Raw genomic sequence first — 21366 nt, forward strand, 5'->3', positions numbered from 1 at the left:
TTCCTGATTATCCGGAGAGAATTAAATTATCTTATTGTTCACTGCATAAGAAAGTGCTTCTACGATATTGCCAACACCAAAATTCTCGAATATTTTTCGTCGATAGTACTTTATGGTATCAGGAGATACAAATATCTTATCGGCGATCTGGTTAATGGTTAAACCTTGTGCATATAACCGTAAAACTTCGATTTCGCGATCACTAAGTTTTGGTTTCAGTTGTTTGCTCCAAACCTGTTTTGCTACATCAAGCTTCCAGATCTGATCGGAGCCATGTTTATGGATAGCAGCATTGCCTTCCGTTTTACTTGACGAAATGGACACCACGCAAACAGCTTTCCACATCTTTCCCGCTGCATTCAGAAAAAGCGGGGTAAGCTTATGGTTAATCAAGGTCGTTTTTCCGCCTTTATTCAGCAAATGAAAATCGTAAGTAATACTGTATAACTTTTTTTCTTTAAAGGGTATTTTCTCAAAAAAATCAAATCCCGATTCGTTAATTAAATTCAAGAGATGCAGATCATTTTCAGGCACGTTATTCATATAAAAATCATACCCTAAGGCCATTACTTCAGCTACACTATGGCCACATAAAAAAAGTGGATTGCTAGATACATATTCGAATTTCATTTCTGCATAATCGATCACATACAAGCTTTGATAGGTTAATTTTTCGAAAGCGCTGATGGCTTCCAGATAATTATCCAGCTGGAGTATATCTTGAGAAGTGATATTGTCTATTTTGTTTTTGGTAAGTAACCCTCTATGCTGATCAGCCTTCATGACACTACTAAAGTAGCAAAATTACACTAAAGTGTAATCATCAATCAGATTACATTTCTGAATTTTGTTGCATAGCACAAATCAATATGGCAGCAGAAAAACTATCTAAGCTGGATTTTTCACAATTAATTAAAAATCAGGCAAAATTAAAAGCTATAATCATAGCAGGTACAATTGTTTGGCTATTTCTAATGGCCTGCGTGGTATACCTGTTCATATTTAAAACAAAATCGGCTATTCCATTTATAGCCATTCTCACTGCTATACCCATCGCATTCTTACCGGCTATTAACAGCCTTATTGAGACTAACAAGGAAATTAAATTACGCAATAAATGATGATAACTGTAACCTGTATCAGCTGCAACCAGGATATACCTGAAAACTATTGTCCAAGATGTGGTGAACCAGCCAAACTCAAAAGAATCGACTGGCATTATATTCAGCACGAAATAGAGCACGTGTTGCATTTGGAAAAGGGAATATTCTATACCATTAAAGAATTATTGATCAGGCCCGGGCAAACCATCCATAAGTTTATATCCAGTGATAGAAGCAGACTGGTAAAGCCGGTTGCATTTTTAATCATAACCTCTCTAATTTACACGCTGATTAATCATTTTTTCCATATTGAAAAAGGCTACTTTAATTTTGATCAAACCAACAATGCAGCCGTAAACCCAATTAATGAATGGGTCCAGGGCCATTATGGTTATGCCAATATTATGTTAGGCGCATTTTTGGCACTATGGCTGAAACTTCTTTTCAGAAAATATGCTTATAATTTTTTTGAATTGCTGATTCTTTTGTGCTTCCTTCAGGGAATGGGTATGCTTATGTTCTCGGTTTTTGCCACAATTGAGGGACTAACCCATAAACACCTTTTGCAGTATTCCGGTATGCTGTTTATCGTTTACTTTTCATGGGCTGTAGGGCAGTTTTTCGAAAAGGGCAAATACATCAATTATCTGAAAGCTTTGGGTGCTTATATTTTGGGTGTAATCACCTTTACGTGCTGTACGCTGATATTAGGAATACTGATCTATACCATTACCAAACATTAACATCGCTTTGTCTATTAAATTAAATCAGGTTCCGCAACATATAAAAAGCATTTTAGTTCCGGTCTTTTAATTCAGGAAGCTAAAGCCAAAACATACCGAAAATAAAAGCGGCTGTATCATATGACACAGCCGCTTTCGCTAACAACTAAAAAATGGCTTAATAATGTTGTCTTTATCCCACCTGGAAAGCAGGCGCAACATCATCAACGCAGGTACATGTTACCTTCATGTCTTTAATAATTCCTGTTTTTAAACTGTACACCCAGGCATGTACTGCCAGTTCCTGACCATTGGCCCAGGCACTCTGCACAATTGAGGTATTGGCTACATTAGCAGCTCCTTCAATGGCATTTAATTCCACTAAACGGTCAAATCGCTGATCAGGATCTTTGATCGTTGCCATTTCGCGTTCATGGGTACGATACACATCGCGGATATTTCTCAACCAGTTATCGATAATTCCAACCTGTTTATTGCCCAATGCCGCTTTTACGCCGCCACAACCATAATGGCCACAAACGATAACGTGTTTGACCTTTAATACATTAATGGAATAATCGAGCACAGAGAGTAAATTCATATCGGTATGCACCACTACATTGGCGATGTTCCTGTGTACAAAAATATCACCCGGTTTAGTGTTTGTAATCTGGTTTGCAGGTACGCGGCTATCAGAGCAACCGATCCACAATACCGGTGGACTTTGACCTGCTGACAATTTATCAAAAAATTCAGGATCACTATCAATCGTATCTCTAACCCAATCTTTATTACCCTGTAACAAGGCATCATAAGTAATATCTTTCGTTTCTATTGTTTTTGCGCACATAATTATAATTTGTTAATTTCTTCTTCTACTTTAATATTTAATTTGGGTACTGTATAATGCTTTTGTATGTTCTCCAAGGTTACGATAATACCTTTTGTGTAGGCATTATGTTTGTAGTTATGAATGGTTTCCAATACATCAGGATCGATATACCTGGCATTTGAACCATCAATAATTACATTTGTTTCTTTTGGAATATTCGTTAAAACCACCTGTATTGCTGCTTTATTTAAAAAAGAAACCTCTTCTGCCAGTTTAATTCTGATATTCTTTTTATCGCCCTCATTCGTAATCCTGTAAAAGAATGGGTTACGCATATTGGTCCGCAGTAAATAAAAAATAGAAACCAGCATACCAATGGCTACGCCTTTTAACAGATCGGTAAACAATACCGCCAATACCGTAACCACAAATGGTACAAACTGGTCCCACCCTTTATGATACATATGTTTGAACAGACTGATTCTTGTAAGCCTATATCCGGTTACTAAAAGAATAGCCGCCAAACACGATAACGGAATCATGTTAATGAGTCCGGGAATAAACAATAGCGACAATAATAACCAGATACCATGAAAAATAGCCGACATTTTGGTTCTGCCACCAGCGTTTACATTTGCAGAACTCCGCACGATTACAGATGTCATAGGTAAACCACCAACCATCCCGCTGGTCATATTTCCTATCCCCTGTGCAATCAGCTCCCGGTTTGTTGGTGTTACACGCTTAATCGGATCAATTTTATCTACCGCTTCGATACTGAGCAAAGTTTCCAGGCTTGCTACAACCGCAATGGTAATGGCCACGATGTACACATTTTTATTGGCCAGTTGTGAAAAATCGGGCATTGTAAATAGTCCCAAAAATTCACCGAAGCCATTTACTACCGGGATTCTCACCATTTGATCGGTCCGTAATGGATAATCTGTTCCGGCAAAAACCAGGGTTCCCAGAATCCCTAAAGTAACCACTACCAATGGTGCAGGTACAACCGCCAGTTTTGGAAACTTTGGCCACAAAATCAGGATAGCTACCGATAATAAACTGATAACCACCGCAGCCAGACTAAAATGGCTTATTGCTGCGGTAATTGCAGAAAAAGTATTTTCATGATCCTGTTGAAAGAAACCTTCGTCACCAGTAAAATCGGTATCAACACCCAATGCATGCGGTAACTGTTTTAAGATTAAAATCAATCCGATTGCGGCAAGCATCCCTTCAATCACACTCGAAGGGAAGTAATTACCAATAGTTCCGGCCTTAACCAGCCCTAAAATCAACTGGAACACCCCTGCCAATACCACAGCAAGTAAAAATGTAGGATAGCTTCCCAGCGAGGTTATTGCACCTAATACAATAACCGTTAAACCTGCTGCAGGTCCGCTAACACTTAACTGCGAGCCGCTAAAAGAGGCCACTACAATTCCACCTATGATTCCGGTAATTAAACCAGCAAATAGCGGGGCGCCAGAAGCCAGGGCGATCCCCAAACATAATGGTAAGGCCACCAAGAACACCACAATACTTGAGGGTAAATCTTTCTTTAGGTTCTTTTTTAGAAAATATTTTTTCACATCCGAACCTGAAAAGGCCGGGTTAATTTTTTGCATAATGATAATGATCTAGTAAATTTTAACGAATAAAATCGTAGGGGATCAAAATATTCCGCACAAAGCATTTATGTATTGCATAAATTTAATATAGCAACAGCGCTCAATGGCATTGAGCAGGTGATTTACCCCAAATAATTAAAACTAAATCAAGTTAGGCGGAGGTGTTGGAACAGTGGGGTGATATGGGTCGACATATCTTTTGAAATGCTCTATAAAACTGCTCTTCAAAAAGAAATGACTGGAAGAGAACTCATAAGAAAGGATAGGATGATTCAGCTCGGTGAGTTTGAAATCAGTAAATTTTGCGGTGTCTTTGGCGGCATCTTTACCGCCTTCATGCTCTAACTCAATTTGCATGATAACCGCATTCATCATTTCCTTATCAATACTTGTATAAAATACAGGTGCACCGGAAATGCCCATCTTCGCTATGAAGATGACCATAAATGCAGCAACAATTAAATACTTGTATTTCCTTAAAAACATTTAAAATTCTAACGCTGTTTTAATTCCTATGCTTACAAAAATAAACGGATAATTGGTTTTTCAATGCATCGGGCTGTAAAAAAAATGTAATTTAAGTAAAACGCTGATATCCTTCAGGCAGAAACAAGGTTCTTTATCAATTTTGGGAAACAGTTGGTTCTATTATTATCGGTCAGCTAAATCCTGCCATCCGCTAAATCTTTCTGGCAAAATTAGCCGTAAATTCAAATCAGCCGAAGCCAAAAAGGATATTGCTTCTGTCAGGTTTAGTTTACTAAGGTTTGTTTCCAGGCACCGGCCCGAGTTAAATAAACCTGATTGAACGGACGCCAATTTCCTTCAAATTGGCTAGAGGGAAAGCGGGACTGAAAATGCCAAAAGCACAGTACCGTTCATTCCCCAATTACTAATGTTTTTCTTTTTTTGGAAATGAAAGACAGCATTTCAAAGGTACTGTAGCCCCGCCATCCGCTAAATCTTTTTGGTAAAATTAGCTGTAAATTCAAAATCAATCGAAGCCAAAAAGGATACCGCTTCTGTCAGGTTTAACTAACAGAGGTTTGTTTTCCAAGCACCAGCCTGGGTAAAATAAACCCGATCCGATAGCTATCGGATGCCGGGAAGAGCTTCCGATCCTTCATCGGAACCTGTACCAAAAGCGGGGCCATACCTGCCAAAAACAAAAAACCAACCGTTTCCTGATCATATCAACTACTCTACCTGAAAATGCTAAATACACAGTACCGTTCATTTCCAATTCATAAAAACATAATTTATTTTTAGTAAATGAAAGGACAGTATTTCATAGGTACTTTAGTCCTGCCATCCGCTAAATCTTTTTGGCAAAATTGGCTGTAAATTCGAAATCAATCGAAGCCAAAAAGGATACCGCCCCTGTCGGGTTTAGGGAACAAAAATTGTGGTGCTTCGGTAAATAACACCCCACCAGACTTGCATTACCGATAGTAATTTTTAATTTTAAAATCTCATAGCTTAGCCATGGATAAAAAAATAGCATTACTTAGAGATAAAATAAACCAGGCCAATCTTGGCGGCGGACAGGCCCGTATCGACAGTCAGCATAAAAAAGGTAAACTTACTGCCCGCGAGCGCATTCATTTTCTAATGGATGATGGCAGCTTTGAAGAAATCGGCATGATGGTTACCCACCGGAGCACCGACTTTGGCATGGAACGCGAAAAATATCTGGGCGATGGTGTGGTAACGGGTTATGGAACCATTAACGGCAGGTTAACCTATGTTTTCTCTCAGGATTTTACTGTGTTTGGTGGTTCACTATCTGAAACCCATGCAGAGAAAATTTGCAAGCTGATGGATATGGCTATGAAAAACGGGGCTCCGATAATCGGCCTAAACGATAGTGGTGGTGCACGTATCCAGGAAGGTGTTGTTTCTTTGGGTGGTTATGCCGATATCTTTTATAAAAATGTGCAGGCTTCCGGCGTAATCCCACAGCTGTCCGCAATAATGGGCCCTTGTGCAGGCGGAGCCGTTTATTCGCCAGCTATCACCGATTTTATTTTGATGGTAGAAAATACGTCATACATGTTTGTAACCGGCCCGAATGTGGTTAAAACAGTAACACACGAAGAAGTAACATCTGAAGAATTGGGCGGTGCAAGTACACATGCAACAAAATCAGGCGTTACCCATTTTGCCTGTGCCAATGAAATTGAGGCCATTAACCATGTTAAGAAACTTTTAAGCTATATGCCTCAAAATTGTGAGGAAATAGCCGATCATTTACCTTACGAAACAGCCGATGAAAACCGGCCACAACTTAACACACTTATGCCAGAGAATGCTTCACAACCTTACGATATACGTGAAGTGATTGAAAGTGTGGCCGATACTGATAGTTTTTTAGAAGTACATGCTGCTTATGCAGAAAATATTGTGGTGGGTTTTGCCCGTCTGGCCGGCAGAAGCATCGGTATTGTAGCCAATCAGCCTGCTTACCTGGCAGGGGTTTTAGACAGCAATTCTTCGGCTAAGGCCGCACGCTTTGTCCGCTTTTGCGATTGCTTTAACATCCCATTGCTGGTATTTGAAGATGTTCCGGGTTTTTTACCAGGCACAGATCAAGAGTGGAACGGCATTATTACAAATGGTGCCAAATTGTTATACGCCTTTAGTGAGGCCACAGTACCACGCATTACCGTAATTACCAGAAAAGCGTATGGAGGTGCCTACGATGTGATGAACAGCAAACATATTGGTGCAGACATGAATTACGCCTGGCCAACTGCAGAAATTGCCGTAATGGGGGCTAAAGGTGCAGCAGAAATTATTTTTAAACGCGAAATCACCGCAGCAGAAAATCCGGAAGAAAAATGGCTCGAGAAAGAAAAATTATACTCAGATATCTTTGCCAATCCTTATCGCGCTGCTGAACGTGGTTTTATTGATGAAGTAATTGAACCTGCCCAAACCCGTACCAAGTTGATCAAAGCATTTAAAATGCTGGAAAATAAGGTGGTGAACAACCCGAGAAAGAAACATGGAAATATACCTTTGTAAGGATGGAAGATGGATAAGGTAAAATGGTAAATGGATTAACTCTACCATCATCCATCTTACATTATTACATCTTACTTATTTAATCCCATCTTACATCATTACATCTTACATCAACTTACATGTTAAAAAAAGCAGATATCCTCCTCATGGCATTTTGCACAGGCCTCATTGTTGCAAATATTTATTACTGCCAACCTTTGGTCATCTTGATTGCAAAAGATTTTGACCTTGCCGAACCCGTTGCCGGGAAGATTACCTACCTTACCCAGATTGGTTATGCTTTAGGTCTTTTCCTCTTAGTGCCACTGGGCGATATGTTTGAACGCAAAAAGCAGATTCTCGTAATTACCGGACTTGCCATTTTTGCTTTACTTATAGCGGCAGTTTCACAAAGCTTTTTTATACTGGAAATGGCATCTGTATTCATCGGTGCCTGCTCTATTGTACCTCAATTAATATTGCCATTGGCAGCCAATCTAAGTTCCGATGAGAATCGTGGCGCCAACATTGGAATGATTATGAGCGGTCTGCTGGTTGGCATTCTGGCTTCACGCGCAGTAAGTGGCAGTATCGGCTTTTGGCTAGGCTGGCGGGCTGTATATTATATGGCTGCAGGGATTTGTGGCCTGCTTATTTTTTTAATGGCCAAGCGCTTTCCGCAAAGTTATCCTCATTTTAAAGGCTCTTATAAAGAACTCATGCGTTCGATGTTTGGTTATATCAAAACACAACCTGCCTTAAGGGAAACTTCGATTATTAATTTTCTGGCTTTTGCCATTATCAGTGCTTTCTGGACAACCATGGTATTATTCCTTGCTAACCCGCCCTTTAATTTCCAAACGTTGCAAATTGGCCTATTTGGAATTGCAGGAGCAGCAGGAGCTTTGGCTGCACCACTGGTTGGAAAATTAAGCGACGGCAACAATCCGCGCAAAAATTTAATGATCGGCTTTATACTGCAACTCATCAGTATCGCTTTGTTTTATTTTACAAACAGCCATTTATACCTGTTTGTAATCGGTATTGTTCTGATCGATATTGGCCAGCAAGCAATACATGTAACCAACCAAACCCGAATTTATACCCTAATACCAGAAGCCAGAAACCGGCTGAACACCATTTTTATGTCGGTTAGTTTTATTGGTGCCAGCTGTGGCTCGGCACTGGGTTTATGGCTTTGGGACCAGGGCGGATGGAATTTATTCTGTTATGGAATGACAGGCATCATTATTCTTAACATATTAATTTATCAGTTTTACGGAAACAAAAAATCACAATTTAAATAACCTTTACAAATTTTATGAAATCTAAAAACGCAATCAAAGCATTTTCAGTATTACTCGTTTTCATGACTATTGTTGGTAAAACGAAGGCGCAGGACAGTACAAAAGTAGAGCAACCAACAGAAGTAAAGTCGCTTAACAAAATAAGGCTTAATCTTTTGGGCATAGGTTACGAAAGAGAACAAAAAGTAGGTAAAACAACTTCGGTTTATTTTGGCGCAGGAGCCGAAGGTGCATTTATTTACCAAACCGAGTTTACAATGGATAACAATTATAATATTAGTGTCAACACAGAAACAGATTTCAAGGTTTACCCTTCATTGAATGTAGGATTCAGGCACTATTACAATTTTAACCGGAGAGTTAAAAAGGGTAAAAGAACCATTAACAACAGTGCCGGTTATGTTGGCCTTGATGTATTAACAATCATCCCTACCCAAAGCAATACTTTGTACGGTTCACAGATCAATATTATGCCTCAATGGGGTTTTCAAACCTATGTCGGGAGAAAAATTAACTTCGAGTTATCTCTTGGCCCACTTGCGGCCATAAATAAAATCGATACCTATTATGGAATTGGCGGCCGGATAGGTTTTAGCTTTTTATTATAATTATGGTTCAAATTGAGCAGATATTTCCCTCGCTAACCTGGCGGATCAGGCATGAGGCCATGTATCCGGACTTACCTTTTGACAGCGTAAAGCTTGCCAGCGATTTTGATGGCATCCATTTTGGATTATACCTCGATCATAAGTTAACAGGGGTAGTTTCTCTATTTTATGAAGGGACTGTATATCAATTCCGTAAACTGGCCATCTTACCTGGTGCACAAAAAATGGGTTTGGGTTCACAATTAATGACCTATATCCTTGATTTTTGTAAAATTCAAAAAGCGACAAAACTATGGTGCAATGCACGTGTAAATGCTAAGGAATTTTATTTTAAATTTGGCTTCCACGAAACAAATAAAACCTTTTTTAAAGATGGTTACGATTTTGTGATCATGGAAAAAGAACTATCATAATAATTAACAAGACGGACAAACGCATCATGCCATGCGCTTTGCCCCATGCTATAAAGCAAATAACATATGGCTAAGAAAAAAGACGAAGAAAAGAAAAAACATGTTGCTGTGGTTACTAAAAAATCGCTGCAGTTTCTTGAAGAATACATCAATAACCCTGCTCCAACCGGTTATGAATGGGAAGGACAAAAACTTTGGTTAAATTATTTAAAACCTTATATAGACGAACACTTTATCGATAATTACGGTACCGCTGTGGGTGTGATTAACCCCAAAGCTGACTTTAAAGTGGTTATAGAAGCCCATGCTGATGAAATTTCCTGGTATGTAAATTACATTACCAGCGACGGCTTAATTTACGTGATCCGTAACGGCGGTTCTGATCATCAGATTGCACCTTCAAAACGTGTAAACATCCACACCGAGAAAGGCCTGGTTAAAGCAGTATTCGGCTGGCCTGCTATCCATACGCGCCATGGCGAGAAAGAACAGGCTCCGGAATTAAAAAATATCTTTTTGGATTGCGGTTGCACCTCAAAAGAAGAAGTAGAAAAACTAGGCATCCATGTGGGCTGTGTAATTACCTATGAAGATGAGTTTATGGTATTAAACGACCGCTATTATGTTGGCCGTGCTTTAGATAACCGTGTGGGTGGTTTTATGATTGCCGAAGTAGCCCGCTTATTAAAAGAAAACAAGAAAAAACTTCCTTTCGGTTTGTACATTGTAAACTCGGTACAGGAAGAAATCGGTTTACGTGGTGCCGAGATGATTGCCCAGCGCATCAAACCGAATGTGGCCATTATTACCGATGTAACACACGATACCACCACGCCAATGATCAATAAAAACGTTCAGGGCGATCTATCAGCTGGTAAAGGCCCTGTGGTTTCCTATGCTCCGGCTGTTCAAACCAATTTAAATAAACTATTGATCCAAACGGCTGAGAAAAACCAGATCCCCTTCCAGCGCCAGGCGTCTTCACGTTCTACAGGAACTGATACCGATGCTTTTGCTTACTCAAATGGTGGTGTACCATCGGCATTAATTTCGCTGCCGTTACGTTATATGCATACTACGGTAGAGATGGTGCATAAAGAGGATGTTGACAATGTAATCAGCCTGATTTATGAAAGCTTATTGAACATTAGCAACGGTCAGGATTTCAGATCATTTAAATAATGGAAAAATTAAATCACCAGAAAATCATGATCAGCACCTTATTAAAGGTTTTGCTTATGATTGTAGTTATCTTTATCCTTAACTCCTGGCCAAGCATTAAACGAAGTTTTATTGGTAACGCACCACCGTTGGATTATTGGCTCGATCATAGCTTTAAAGTGAGCAATATCATCCTTATTTTAGGATTTGGTGGTTATTTTTATTACAAAGATTTAATGAATCAAAAAGAACTGATCGAAAAGGCGAAAGTCTCAGATCAGCATTCAAATTAGTAAATAAGACTAAAATGCTATATCGCGAAAAATCTCTGAATTTTTCTGTATTAAGCATAACTTTTACTGAGCCTGCCAGATGAACCAACATTGTTCTTGTAGTTTATCTGGCAGGTTATTTATTCCAATACAGCCGCATTAACATCCAAATATGAACTTTAAAGCGCCTGCACTGCCAATCATTCAAACGTTTTTCTTTTGATTTAGAGATAATCATAGGTGCGCAGTGTTTCCCGTACATTAATTTTTGTTAATACTCAACATATCTTCACGTAGTTTGTGTAATTTACCTTCATAGTTATCCTTCTTATTATGAACACAAACAAAAAAAATGTTGATCTATCCGTTATTTGTGATGATCACTGGGATGTCGTATTCGACCACCTTCGCCTTGGTTTTTGGGAACTGAGTATAACAACCGGTATACTTCGTTCAACCCGATCTTTTAAAGAGAATTTTGGTTACCCGCCAGATGGCGTTTTAAACTATGAAACCGTTTTAGGCCTAATCCTCCCCGAAGACCTCGATCATGTTCAGGATGAGATAGAGCTTACCGTAACCAGAGAAAAAAACAGCTATGATGTATTGTACCGGATCCGCCGTCCGGATGGAAAAATCCGGTGGATCAAAGCCGATGGAATACTTTCCCAACAGGATGGCGAATCGTTAAAACTGATCGGTACAACACTGGATGTTACCGATTTTAAACCATCCTGATTTACAGGTCATCCAATTCTATCCATACAGGTCCGTGGTCGCTTGTTTTTTCCCATCCCCTAACGTTTTTATCCACTCCTGCTGATTTTAAGCGATCGCTCACCTGAGGACTCAATAAAAAATGATCAATTCTTAACCCGGCATTTCTGCCGTAAGCATTGCGGAAATAATCCCAAAAGGTATATATTGTTTCTGCAGGATATAACTTTCTGATCGCATCTGTCCAGCCTTGTGCAATCAGGTCTTGAAATGCCTGCCGGGTTTCCGGACGGAACAAGGCATCTTCAACCCATCGTTCAGGTTTATAGGCATCGAGTTCGGTAGGAATTACGTTATAATCTCCAGCCAAAACCACAGGGATCTTCTGCGCCAGCAAAGTCGCTGCATGTTTCGTAAAACGCTCAAACCATCTCAGCTTATAATCAAATTTGGGCCCTGGCGCCGGGTTACCGTTCGGAAGGTACAAACAACCAACTACGATACCATTTATCATTGCCTCTATGTACCTGCTGTGTAAATCTTCAGGGTCTCCGTCTAAACCACGCTTCAGTTCGGTTATTTCTAAATTTCTGGCAAGTATGGCCACTCCGTTCCAGCTCTTCTGTCCATGCCATATGGCATTATACCCAGCATCTTTAATCGCCTGTTCAGGAAACTTTTCCTGCGGCGCCTTTAGTTCCTGCAGGCACACCACATCTGGCTGGGTTTCTTCCAGCCAGCGTAAAAGTACGGGCAAACGGCCATTTACACCGTTCACATTATAGGTAGCTATTTTCATTCTATAAATCTTTGCATTAAAAATTCAAAAATAGATGATTGTTGTATTGATCTCAGCCTATTTTAAGCAACATTTTAAACATTAATTAAAGATAATTTAAAATTTGGCATTATCTTGCACCTCATTTAGGTTGACCGTTTAAATAACCATGTTCAAAGCAGTATTAAACAATCGTTCTGCAGAGCCGAAAAACATCCGTTGGTTCTATGATCAGTATGCGCCCATGCTGCTTGGTTATATCAATGGTATTGTGCAAAATCCTCAAAAATCAGAAGATCATCTGGTTGCTATTCTCACTTCATTCGTGAAAGATGTTGTTGTTTCACCAGAAAAAAACAGATTAAATATGTGGCTGGAACTGCGCCAATATGCACAAAGTAAATTAACTTTGTATACAGCTAAAGATCATCCGTCAAATCTTAACCAATCAGTACCTAAAGGTGGGTTGGATGTGTTAGATGATTTACAGAAAAGAATATTTTGTGCAGTGTATTATCACGGAAAATCAATTCGATACCTGGCGACAACAATTGGATGTGATGAAAGCGAAATCCGTAATCAGTTAAAATTATCAATCGATAAAATGAGGAGGGCAAGTGGAAATTAATAAAATCATTGAGAGTGGTTTAATGGAAACCTATGTGATGGGAATTGCCACCGAAGAGGAGGTACAAAAAGTTTTATCACTAAAAACAGAATATCCTGCATTTAAGGCTGCTTTGGAGCAGTTGGAATATGATATGGAAGTATTGGCTCAAAACATGAGTATTGAGCCTCCGGCAGGCACTTTGGCTAAAATTGAACAGGAGATTAACGAAATACAACGCCAAAACCAGGCGGTACAAAACAATTTTAATTCCGAATACAGTTATGATAAAATTCACCAGGAGAATAAACGGGAAAAATATATAGAGGTAGAATCAGAGTCTAACCAAATGCGTGTTAACAAAGCCTGGAAATGGATATTTGTTGCCGTTTTTGTATTGGGCAAGATATTTCTGGCCTTTGCTATTTACTTTTACCTGGAAAACAGACAGATTAAGGAACAGATTAAAGAGTTGAAGATAGAGCTCAAACAAAGGAGCAGGTAATATGCGAAATATAATTTATAAACCTGCCTTTTTAAAACCAATACTAAACTGAAATGTTTAGTTATTAAGATTCATTCATGTTTGAGCGCATGTTTGAGTTTAGATATGGGGATAGGCTGTTGGTCTATCCCTTTTTTATTTCCAGGCATTTTTATTTATCCAATAATGCCTTAACTTTTTGCTGGAGATCGGTGATATCAAAAGGTTTTTCAATGGTGTCATCAGGCAAACAGTTTAAGTTATCCATATTGACTGCAGAAAGCAATATTACCGGCAAAGATGATGTTTCAGCATTATTTTTTAACCTATTGCAAACATCACGTCCATCATGCTGGCCGATAAGGATATCAAGTAAAATAACATCTGGTCGAAAATCAGCTATGGTCCTCTCTAACTCAGACTCATTAGCATTCAAAATACCTTTTATATGATAATGTTCTTCCTCAAAAATTAATTTAATAATATCATGAATGTTCTCGTCATCATCAACTATTAGAATCTTTTTAACTAGCGCGTTGCTCATACGCAACAAATCTAGTTTAAGTGATCTAGTTCGCGCAACGTATTTATACGTGAATTTACCGAATAAACCATAAGGTTAGGCGGCCAAACCCGATTTATAGTTTTTAAGCATCTTTTTAAGAAGACCTCTGGCTACATGTATTTTAGTTTTTACAGTACCCAAAGGGATATCAAGCTCGGCTGCGATTTCGTGATATTTATAACCTTCAAAATAGCGGCAAAAGCAGAACCTACAATCCTCAGGTAAAGTATCTAAGGACTTCTGGATATCTTCCATTATAAACTTGGTGGCACCATTATTTAAAGATGCGCTCGGAATCAGTTGAACAGAGGTCAAATCCTCTTCCTGCTGAATCATTTCGTTCTTACGCTTAACCTTGTAATAATGATTAAGAAAGGTATTTTTCAGGATGGTAAAAAGCCATGCCCGCACGTTACTTCCCATTTCAAATTTTGCCGAAAACCTAAATGCTTTCATAAAGGTATCCTGAACTAAATCAGCAGCATCATCTTCATCATGTGTGTATGCTAATGCACGGTCGAAAAGTGGTTGTTTGTATTGGTAGATGTCGCAATTAAAATTTAATGTATCCATAATTCGTTTTAAGGCTGATGTAAATATTCAACAAACCTCAACTCCTTATGTTATTTGTAGAAATACCCGATTTTTTACGGTTTATTATAAATACTTAAAAAAGGGGCAAAAAACGTTCAAAAATGCTAGTCTACATAACCATTTCGCATGGCAAAACGAACTAGCGATGCGGAATTTTTAGTGCCGGTTTTGCTGATTAAAGCTTCTCTCTGGCTCTCCACAGTACGCCTGCTCAGGTATAATTTATCAGCTATTTCCTGGTTGGTTAATCCATCTGCAATGAGTTTTAGTACATTAATTTCGCGCTCTGTAAAGTTGATTTCCGTATTCAGTTTTCGCGATAGTATATTCAACTGCATATTAAAACGCTCCAAAATGGAGATGCATAAATTAGAGGAAAGGTAGCGTTTTCCCTTCATCACATGCTTTAGGCAAAACAACAGTTCATCTTCCTCAATATCCTTTGACAGGTAAGCAAAAGCCCCTGATACAAAAGCGTTTGATGCATACTTCTCATCATCCAAAATAGATAGAACAACTACTTTTGGGGTGTATTTACGCGCTTTAATCATACTTGCCAGAGCAATCCCATCTAGCCTTGGCATTACAATATCAGATAAAATAATGTCAGCATTTATTCCTTTTTCCAAAAGTTCCAGGACCGCCAAACCGTCTGGTACTTCTGCAACAACATTGATGCCTTCGTGTTTTTCTATGAGCGCTTTAAGTGAGGTCCGGATAATATGGTGATCATCCGCAAGAATAATGTTAATCATAATTCAAATATAACTTACGCCATTTTAAAATTAAAAACGTCTACTTTGGCAGCTCGATATAGAAAGTTGTTCCGGCACCGGTTTTACTTTCAAACCAGATTTTTCCCTGGTGTAAATCTACAATAGCCTTAATGATACCCATCCCAAATCCTCCCGACTCTTCTCCCTTAAGACCTGGCCTCAAAGTTTCTGGCAAGTGGTTAAAAAGTCCGGCTTGTAACTCTTCCGGGATCCCAATTCCGTCATCGGCCACAGTAATCAAAACCGTACTTTCATATTCTTCGGCATGTATATTAATGTTTCCGTAATCAGCAGTAAATTTTATGGAGTTTGAGATGAGGTTATTGATCACCTGTAGAAATTTCATACTATCAAGACGCAGATAAATATGTTCAGCAGCGCAGGTAAATTTGATATGCTTCATTTTGCCGAGCTTTGATCGTTTATAAAAACGAACCACATCTCTGAGTTCCCAAACCAAATCAGCCCGTTCCTTACTGATTTCGACTACAGATGATTTTAAAAATTCCTTGTTAACCATGCTACGTACCAAAAGCAGATTGCGCTCACACATATCCTGAATAAAAGTCAGCGAGTTGATCATCCTCTCATCGCCTGTTTGTGCAACCCCCTCTTTCATTGATGAAGCAATTAATTTGATCATTCCCAGAGGTTCCTTTAAATCGTGCGCCAATACTTCCAAGGTTATATTCTTTCTTGCATTGATCTGTTCGATGTGGATTTGATTGTGGCGCATCACCGTGATGTCCTCTACGGTACCAACTAAAAACTTAACCTCCCCTTCTGTAATAGGAAACACCGATACCCGAACATACTTCTCTCTTTCAGGAAACTGCAAACGGAATTCGTATTTATGTTCCCCATCATCTTCAATACATTCTTTGTAGCAGGCCTTCGCATGAGTCAGATCTTCATGATGCACACTGTTCAAAAGAAGTTTTGGATCAGCCATCAGTTCATCGGTGCTGAGCTCCCAGATGTTACCTAAGGATTTGTTTAAATATGAAAAACTTTCCGTTGAGTAGTTAAAAATGAAATATCCGTCAACAGAGCGGTCTCCGAGGTTACAAAAAAGCTCATTATTCAATTCGACCATGATTTAATGTTTGATAATTTGCCGTTAAATAATATAATTATGATCAGCAGTCACATCTCAAACAGCATAGGAGTAAAAATGTTTGATACTAAAAACAGCCGTTCACCAATTTAAACTATCAACATTTAAACGGAACTTAGCCACATTGGAGATGTTAACATTTTCCACAGGGTGTGCAAAATTATTTGCACCATTAAAACCAACTAATGCCTAAATTGTTAAACATAAAATACAGATAAAAAAGTCCTGTGAGCGGGAGATCCGCGGAGGGCAGGCACAACATAAGGAAGGCACCATTCTTCTTACCAATAGCCATCATATAGGTGGCTATTTTGTTTTTGATACCTGCCCATTCAACATCACTTTTTTACCGGTCTTAGCCGAAATTTTTGCGGCCTCTAAAATGCGCACGACAATTAAATTATTTTCCAGAGACGAAAGATCATTTTTTGGCTTGATTTCTCCTTTTAAAACTGCAGAAAGATAGTTCAGGTGGTTAGCATAAGCAGGTTCCAAAGTTTTGGGCTGATAGATTTCATAACCTTCTTTATTATTTTGCCTTGCCCTGATGTTTTTCTCATTAATGGCTTGCATATATCCCTTTTCGCCGAATACTTCCATATCTTTTATACTAAACGGCCAGTTCCATGAGGCTTCGATAATCCCTGTAGCATGTGAGTACTCCAATAAAATAGTTGCATCATCATCTACCTTAGGATACGTCTCCTTCTTTATTTGATGGGTGATGGCTGTAACCGAAATTGGGGCTTTGCCATCCATTAACCAAGTCATTAAATTAGCACCATAACAGCCAAAATCAACCAGTGCCCCTGCTCCATTTTTATCAGGGTCGGTCAACCATTCCAAAAATTCTTTACTTACGCCGATTTCTTTCGGTCCCTGGTGTCCATCATGTACAATCATTTTTCTGATTGCGCCTATGGTATTGCTTTCTTTTACATTTTTGTAAACCTCTTGATTGCTCGGATACCAGGTGGTTTCGTAATTGGTTAGTAAATGTACTTTATGCTGTTCAGCCAGTTCTGCCATTCGTGCGGCCTCTTTAACCGATATTGCCAAAGGTTTTTCTACCATAACCGATATGCCAAGCGGGGCGGCAGCCTCTACAACGGCTGAATGATCGCTGATGGCATTATAGGCCAGCACCACATCAGGTTTCTTTTTCTTTAACAGATCAGGAAGGTTATTATAAAATATACTGTCAGGTATTTTATAGCGGGTTTTAAATCGGCTAACCAGTACAGGATTACTTTCTGCAATACCAACCACGTTAACTTCGGCCTTTTCGTAGCTGTTCATAATCAGATAAACATGATCATGGTTTAAGCCAGCTATAGCTACATTTAATTTTTGCTGTGCCTTAGTACTCATAAAAAAGAGTAAAAATACCGCCACCAAAGTATTGAACCGACAAAAATATTTTATTTTATGATGAACTGTTTTCATGCTGTTTTCTAAATTGTTGTTTACAAATTATAAATTTATAAAAGGCTTAAGGCTAACACTTAAAAATATTACAAAGTGAAGGATCGGACTCGTTAACCAATGCTACTTTAAACCTTATATTCATTGTCAAAAACATGGCGCAGAATAAAACTACAGAAAACGATTTAAGTGTTACCGATTTTCTGAATACGGTAACAGATGAAACGAAACGGAAGGATTGTTTTAATCTTGCGAATATTATCGCTGAAACAACAGGTTTTAAAGCGAAAATGTGGGGAACAGCTATTGTTGGCTTTGGCAGCTACCATTACAAATATGAAAGCGGCAGAGCAGGTGACGCTCCGCTGGTTGGGTTTTCGCCACGGAAAGATGCAATAGCGCTATACTTATCATCAGGGTTTGAAAAACGTGACGAACTATTGGCTAAATTCGGAAAACACAAGACCGCTAAAGCTTGCACATACGTAAAACAATTAAGCGACATAGACGTGGAGATATTAAAAGAAATGGTCACCAATTCTGTGGCAAGGATTAAAAGTTTATACCCTTAAAATGAAAAATGTAAGGTGGAGATGGAATTAATAGCCAACCCGTTCTTAATAAAGTATCCAGTTAAATCGCTGATTTCGGTTAATACATTGATTGCTTTGGGGACATTCTCTGTTTAATTATCAAAAAAATTATCATCTACAAGAACTCTGTCAAATTCGGATATATAGCGAAATATGCCTCACTAAGAAGTTACGCAGCAATAAGTTAAATTTTACAATATTTGATCATTCCTTATTTCGAATAAAAAACCGGAAATGATTAAAAAACTAAGCTTTTATTTATGGATAGCAGGCACTTGCATTTCGCTTAATTCTGCCGCGCAAGATGCAGTGAACTACCAAACTCCACCAAAAGAAATTGCAGATTTATTGCTGGCTAAACCAACTCCTGGCGTGAGCATAGATGGCAAAGCTGAATGGATCTTATTCAGCGAGCGTAATTCCTATCCTTCGGTAGCAGAATTGGCCATGCCTGAATACAGAATTGCTGGTTTAAGATTAAACCCGAATAATTACTCGCCCAGCAGACAAACCTATATCAACAATTTCAGTCTAAAAAACATAAAATCAAATCAAAATTTTCAGGTAACCGGCTTGCCAAATCCATTATACGCCGGCAACGTTAGCTGGAATCCATCTGAAAATAAGATTGCTTTTACACATACCACGCAAAAGGGAGTAGATCTTTACATCATTGATCTGGCTACAAAAAAAGCGACTAAAATTAATAATGCTTTTTTAAACGTTATTTTAGGGAGTGGTATCACTTGGTTAAATGATCAAACCGTTGTCTACCGTACGGTAACTAAACCAGCCAGTGCTGCACCTACAAAACCATTAATGCCTAAAGGACCCACCATCCAACAAAATTTAGGAAAAGCTGCACCTAGCGCTACTTTTCAGGACCTGATTAAATCACCGTTTGATGAACAGCTATTTGAATTTTATGCCACCTCGCAATTGGTCAAAAATACGGCTGGAGTAGAAGTGCCTATCGGTAAACCGGCTATTTATGGCTCGGTGAGCTTATCGCCGGATAAGAACTATATGTTGGTCGAAACCATCCGCAAACCATTTTCTTATCTGGTTTCGGCATTTGGTTTTCCATCAACTGTTTCCATCAGTGATTTAAAAGGTAAAACAGTTAAGGTAATCGCCGAGTTACCATCATCAGAGGGTACGCCATCTGGTTATGATAATACACAAAACGTGCCCCGCGGTTTCGACTGGAGGGATGATGAACCCGCTACACTGGTTTGGAGCAAGCCGCTGGATAGTGGTCTAATCAAAAAAAATGTTCCCTACCATGATGCAGTTTATGCGTTAAGTGCGCCTTTTACCGGAACCGAGAGAGAATTGTTTAAAACACAGACCCGTTACCGTAGTGTACAGTGGGGTGATGCCAACCTTGCGCTTATTACGGAAGGCCTGCGCAGCAAACAAACCACTAAAGTAAGCCGTTATAATCCTACAACAGGGACGGTAGAAGAACTGTACAGCCGTAACCAAACCGATGCATACGGTAACCCGGGTTCTCCGGTTACGATCAAAAATAAATACGGCCGGCAGGTAATCAAAACGGTTGATAATGGCACGAAACTGTTAATGAACAATGTGGTGGGTTCATCCGAAAAAGGGGATTTGCCATTCCTGGCTAAATTCGACTTAGCTACTAAAAAGAACGAAATTATCTGGCGCAGCGCTGAAGGAACGTTTGAATACGTAAGTGATGTCATTAACCCTGATAAACTAGTTTTAATTACCCGTAAAGAAAGCCAGAAATTAGTCCCTAATTATTTCATCAAAAACCTGTTGCTTCGTATTGCCGACCAGCCTGTTACTAATTTCACTAACCCTTATCCTTCTTTAGAGGGCATCAGCAAACAAAAAATTTCTTATAAACGGGCCGACGGGGTGGATTTAACCGGCGATTTGTATTTACCAAAAGGATACAATAAAGATAAAGATGGTCCGCTGCCAACTTTGATCTGGGCTTACCCACGCGAATTTAATTCTGCTGCTGATGCTGCACAGATCCGCGGATCGAAAGATAAATTCACCACCATTAGCTGGGCCTCCCCTATTTTCTGGGTAACCCGCGGATATGCAGTTTTAGATAATGCCGAAATGCCAATTGTGGCCAAAGACGGTAAAAAACCGAACGATACATTTGTAGATCAACTACAGTTAAATGCCGAAGCCGCAATTAATAAACTGGCCGATTTAGGTGTTGGTGATAAAAAACGTATGGCTGTTGGTGGCCACAGTTATGGCGCATTTATGACTGCAAACCTACTGGCGCACACCAATCTTTTTGCCGCAGGTATTGCCCGCAGCGGAGCATACAACCGTACGCTTACCCCATTTGGTTTTCAGAACGAAGAACGTACGTATTGGCAGGCCCCTCAGTTATATTACGAAATGAGCCCGTTTAGCTATGCTGATAAAATCAAAACACCATTGTTACTAATCCATGGTGATGCTGATGATAATCCAGGTACTTTCCCCATTAATAGCGAACGCTTGTTCAACGCCATTAAAGGTGCCGGTGGCACAACCCGTTTTGTATTTTTACCTTACGAAGCACATAGTTACCGTGGCAAAGAAAACTTATTGCACATGTTGTGGGAGCAAGACCAATGGTTAGAAAAATATGTCAAAAACAAAAAATAATAT

The 21366-nt window shown here is 39.2% G+C and carries 23 protein-coding genes; 13 read left to right on the forward strand and 10 right to left on the reverse strand.

The genetic code is table 11. The features are described 5' to 3' along the window. Positions 1-21: 21 nt before the first annotated feature. Positions 22-783 (reverse strand): response regulator transcription factor, encoded by a 762-nt coding sequence (locus ACIQXP_RS15300; protein ID WP_293744719.1) that lies wholly within the window; start codon positions 781-783, stop codon positions 22-24. 86 nt (positions 784-869) lie between these two features. Here ACIQXP_RS15300 and ACIQXP_RS15305 point away from each other — a divergent pair, with 86 nt between their 5' ends. After that, positions 870-1121 (forward strand): hypothetical protein, encoded by a 252-nt coding sequence (locus ACIQXP_RS15305; RefSeq protein ID WP_387505916.1) that lies wholly within the window; start codon positions 870-872, stop codon positions 1119-1121. Continuing rightward, positions 1118-1846 carry a DUF3667 domain-containing protein gene (locus ACIQXP_RS15310; RefSeq protein ID WP_387505915.1) on the forward strand — a complete coding sequence of 243 codons (729 nt, stop codon included), beginning with the start codon at positions 1118-1120 and terminating at the stop codon, positions 1844-1846. The genes ACIQXP_RS15305 and ACIQXP_RS15310 overlap by 4 nt, the downstream gene beginning before the upstream one ends. A 172-nt stretch (positions 1847-2018) precedes the next feature. Here ACIQXP_RS15310 and can read toward each other — a convergent pair whose 3' ends face one another. The 3 genes from can to ACIQXP_RS15325 form a co-directional block, all read right to left on the reverse strand. Further along, a complete protein-coding gene (gene can / locus ACIQXP_RS15315; RefSeq protein ID WP_090983967.1) occupies positions 2019-2675 on the reverse strand; it encodes a carbonate dehydratase in 657 nt (218 codons plus the stop codon). 2 nt (positions 2676-2677) lie between these two features. Further along, the gene (locus ACIQXP_RS15320; protein ID WP_293744722.1) at positions 2678-4285 is read right to left on the reverse strand and encodes a SulP family inorganic anion transporter; all 1608 of its coding nucleotides are present in this window, start codon (positions 4283-4285) and stop codon (positions 2678-2680) included. A gap of 144 nt (positions 4286-4429) precedes the next feature. Then, entirely contained in the window at positions 4430-4732 is a 303-nt protein-coding gene (locus ACIQXP_RS15325) for a hypothetical protein (protein WP_378938235.1), read from the reverse strand. Positions 4733-5773: 1041 nt separating this feature from the next. Between ACIQXP_RS15325 and ACIQXP_RS15330 the strand changes: the two genes are divergently transcribed. The 7 genes from ACIQXP_RS15330 (at position 5774) to ACIQXP_RS15360 (ending at position 11793) form a co-directional block, all read left to right on the forward strand. After that, entirely contained in the window at positions 5774-7315 is a 1542-nt protein-coding gene (locus ACIQXP_RS15330; RefSeq protein ID WP_293744723.1) for an acyl-CoA carboxylase subunit beta, read from the forward strand. Between the two features lie 119 nt (positions 7316-7434). Continuing rightward, positions 7435-8601, forward strand: a complete 1167-nt coding sequence (locus tag ACIQXP_RS15335) for an MFS transporter (protein WP_387505914.1) — start codon at positions 7435-7437, stop codon at positions 8599-8601. A 14-nt stretch (positions 8602-8615) separates the two neighbouring features. Continuing rightward, positions 8616-9209 (forward strand): hypothetical protein, encoded by a 594-nt coding sequence (locus ACIQXP_RS15340; protein WP_293744724.1) that lies wholly within the window; start codon positions 8616-8618, stop codon positions 9207-9209. 2 nt (positions 9210-9211) lie between these two features. After that, complete coding sequence (locus tag ACIQXP_RS15345) at positions 9212-9622, forward strand: GNAT family N-acetyltransferase (RefSeq protein ID WP_293744725.1); 411 nt, start codon at positions 9212-9214, stop codon at positions 9620-9622. A 66-nt stretch (positions 9623-9688) separates the two neighbouring features. Next, positions 9689-10804, forward strand: coding sequence for a M42 family metallopeptidase (locus ACIQXP_RS15350; protein ID WP_145856982.1), 1116 nt, complete (start codon positions 9689-9691; stop codon positions 10802-10804). Further along, entirely contained in the window at positions 10804-11076 is a 273-nt protein-coding gene (locus ACIQXP_RS15355; RefSeq protein WP_293744726.1) for a hypothetical protein, read from the forward strand. Before ACIQXP_RS15350 ends, ACIQXP_RS15355 begins: the two co-directional genes overlap by 1 nt. A 312-nt stretch (positions 11077-11388) precedes the next feature. Then, a complete protein-coding gene (locus tag ACIQXP_RS15360; RefSeq protein ID WP_293744727.1) occupies positions 11389-11793 on the forward strand; it encodes a PAS domain-containing protein in 405 nt (134 codons plus the stop codon). Between the two features lies 1 nt (position 11794). Here ACIQXP_RS15360 and xth read toward each other — a convergent pair whose 3' ends face one another. After that, positions 11795-12571, reverse strand: a complete 777-nt coding sequence (xth, locus tag ACIQXP_RS15365; RefSeq protein ID WP_387505913.1) for an exodeoxyribonuclease III — start codon at positions 12569-12571, stop codon at positions 11795-11797. A 148-nt stretch (positions 12572-12719) separates the two neighbouring features. Between xth and ACIQXP_RS15370 the strand changes: the two genes are divergently transcribed. After that, positions 12720-13178, forward strand: a complete 459-nt coding sequence (locus ACIQXP_RS15370) for a sigma-70 RNA polymerase sigma factor region 4 domain-containing protein (RefSeq protein WP_387505912.1) — start codon at positions 12720-12722, stop codon at positions 13176-13178. After that, positions 13168-13662 (forward strand): hypothetical protein, encoded by a 495-nt coding sequence (locus ACIQXP_RS15375; RefSeq protein WP_387505911.1) that lies wholly within the window; start codon positions 13168-13170, stop codon positions 13660-13662. Before ACIQXP_RS15370 ends, ACIQXP_RS15375 begins: the two co-directional genes overlap by 11 nt. A gap of 151 nt (positions 13663-13813) precedes the next feature. On the opposite strand, the gene ACIQXP_RS15380 is transcribed toward ACIQXP_RS15375, so the two are convergent. The 5 genes from ACIQXP_RS15380 to ACIQXP_RS15400 form a co-directional block, all read right to left on the reverse strand. Further along, a complete protein-coding gene (locus tag ACIQXP_RS15380) occupies positions 13814-14185 on the reverse strand; it encodes a response regulator (protein WP_293744903.1) in 372 nt (123 codons plus the stop codon). 75 nt (positions 14186-14260) lie between these two features. Further along, the gene (locus tag ACIQXP_RS15385) at positions 14261-14779 is read right to left on the reverse strand and encodes an RNA polymerase sigma factor (RefSeq protein ID WP_387505910.1); all 519 of its coding nucleotides are present in this window, start codon (positions 14777-14779) and stop codon (positions 14261-14263) included. Positions 14780-14904: 125 nt separating this feature from the next. Then, positions 14905-15555 (reverse strand): response regulator transcription factor, encoded by a 651-nt coding sequence (locus ACIQXP_RS15390; RefSeq protein WP_293744732.1) that lies wholly within the window; start codon positions 15553-15555, stop codon positions 14905-14907. 40 nt (positions 15556-15595) lie between these two features. Beyond that, entirely contained in the window at positions 15596-16672 is a 1077-nt protein-coding gene (locus tag ACIQXP_RS15395) for a PAS domain-containing sensor histidine kinase (RefSeq protein ID WP_293744733.1), read from the reverse strand. A gap of 327 nt (positions 16673-16999) precedes the next feature. Continuing rightward, entirely contained in the window at positions 17000-18064 is a 1065-nt protein-coding gene (locus ACIQXP_RS15400) for a Gfo/Idh/MocA family protein (protein WP_387505909.1), read from the reverse strand. Between the two features lie 209 nt (positions 18065-18273). On the opposite strand from ACIQXP_RS15400, the gene ACIQXP_RS15405 reads away from it, so the two are divergent. Both ACIQXP_RS15405 and ACIQXP_RS15410 read left to right on the forward strand, forming a co-directional pair. Continuing rightward, positions 18274-18690, forward strand: coding sequence for a DUF1801 domain-containing protein (locus ACIQXP_RS15405; protein ID WP_387505908.1), 417 nt, complete (start codon positions 18274-18276; stop codon positions 18688-18690). A 255-nt stretch (positions 18691-18945) separates the two neighbouring features. Beyond that, complete coding sequence (locus tag ACIQXP_RS15410) at positions 18946-21363, forward strand: alpha/beta hydrolase family protein (RefSeq protein ID WP_387505907.1); 2418 nt, start codon at positions 18946-18948, stop codon at positions 21361-21363. Positions 21364-21366: the final 3 nt, after the last annotated feature.

The sequence above is a fragment of the Pedobacter suwonensis genome (assembly GCF_044762335.1).
GTDB lineage: Bacteria > Bacteroidota > Bacteroidia > Sphingobacteriales > Sphingobacteriaceae > Pedobacter.

Bases quoted from the DNA above. Each gene is read 5' to 3' on its own strand.
- ACIQXP_RS15300 (WP_293744719.1), bottom strand. From the start codon at position 783: ATGAAGGCTGATCAGCATAGAGGGTTACTTACCAAAAACAAAATAGAC.
- ACIQXP_RS15305 (WP_387505916.1), top strand. From the start codon at position 870: ATGGCAGCAGAAAAACTATCTAAGCTGGATTTTTCACAATTAATTAAA.
- ACIQXP_RS15310 (WP_387505915.1), top strand. From the start codon at position 1,118: ATGATGATAACTGTAACCTGTATCAGCTGCAACCAGGATATACCTGAA.
- can (WP_090983967.1), bottom strand. From the start codon at position 2,675: ATGTGCGCAAAAACAATAGAAACGAAAGATATTACTTATGATGCCTTG.
- ACIQXP_RS15320 (WP_293744722.1), bottom strand. From the start codon at position 4,285: ATGCAAAAAATTAACCCGGCCTTTTCAGGTTCGGATGTGAAAAAATAT.
- ACIQXP_RS15325 (WP_378938235.1), bottom strand. From the start codon at position 4,732: ATGGTCATCTTCATAGCGAAGATGGGCATTTCCGGTGCACCTGTATTT.
- ACIQXP_RS15330 (WP_293744723.1), top strand. From the start codon at position 5,774: ATGGATAAAAAAATAGCATTACTTAGAGATAAAATAAACCAGGCCAAT.
- ACIQXP_RS15335 (WP_387505914.1), top strand. From the start codon at position 7,435: ATGTTAAAAAAAGCAGATATCCTCCTCATGGCATTTTGCACAGGCCTC.
- ACIQXP_RS15340 (WP_293744724.1), top strand. From the start codon at position 8,616: ATGAAATCTAAAAACGCAATCAAAGCATTTTCAGTATTACTCGTTTTC.
- ACIQXP_RS15345 (WP_293744725.1), top strand. From the start codon at position 9,212: ATGGTTCAAATTGAGCAGATATTTCCCTCGCTAACCTGGCGGATCAGG.
- ACIQXP_RS15350 (WP_145856982.1), top strand. From the start codon at position 9,689: ATGGCTAAGAAAAAAGACGAAGAAAAGAAAAAACATGTTGCTGTGGTT.
- ACIQXP_RS15355 (WP_293744726.1), top strand. From the start codon at position 10,804: ATGGAAAAATTAAATCACCAGAAAATCATGATCAGCACCTTATTAAAG.
- ACIQXP_RS15360 (WP_293744727.1), top strand. From the start codon at position 11,389: ATGAACACAAACAAAAAAAATGTTGATCTATCCGTTATTTGTGATGAT.
- xth (WP_387505913.1), bottom strand. From the start codon at position 12,571: ATGAAAATAGCTACCTATAATGTGAACGGTGTAAATGGCCGTTTGCCC.
- ACIQXP_RS15370 (WP_387505912.1), top strand. From the start codon at position 12,720: ATGTTCAAAGCAGTATTAAACAATCGTTCTGCAGAGCCGAAAAACATC.
- ACIQXP_RS15380 (WP_293744903.1), bottom strand. From the start codon at position 14,185: ATGAGCAACGCGCTAGTTAAAAAGATTCTAATAGTTGATGATGACGAG.
- ACIQXP_RS15385 (WP_387505910.1), bottom strand. From the start codon at position 14,779: ATGGATACATTAAATTTTAATTGCGACATCTACCAATACAAACAACCA.
- ACIQXP_RS15390 (WP_293744732.1), bottom strand. From the start codon at position 15,555: ATGATTAACATTATTCTTGCGGATGATCACCATATTATCCGGACCTCA.
- ACIQXP_RS15395 (WP_293744733.1), bottom strand. From the start codon at position 16,672: ATGGTCGAATTGAATAATGAGCTTTTTTGTAACCTCGGAGACCGCTCT.
- ACIQXP_RS15400 (WP_387505909.1), bottom strand. From the start codon at position 18,064: ATGAGTACTAAGGCACAGCAAAAATTAAATGTAGCTATAGCTGGCTTA.
- ACIQXP_RS15405 (WP_387505908.1), top strand. From the start codon at position 18,274: ATGGCGCAGAATAAAACTACAGAAAACGATTTAAGTGTTACCGATTTT.
- ACIQXP_RS15410 (WP_387505907.1), top strand. From the start codon at position 18,946: ATGATTAAAAAACTAAGCTTTTATTTATGGATAGCAGGCACTTGCATT.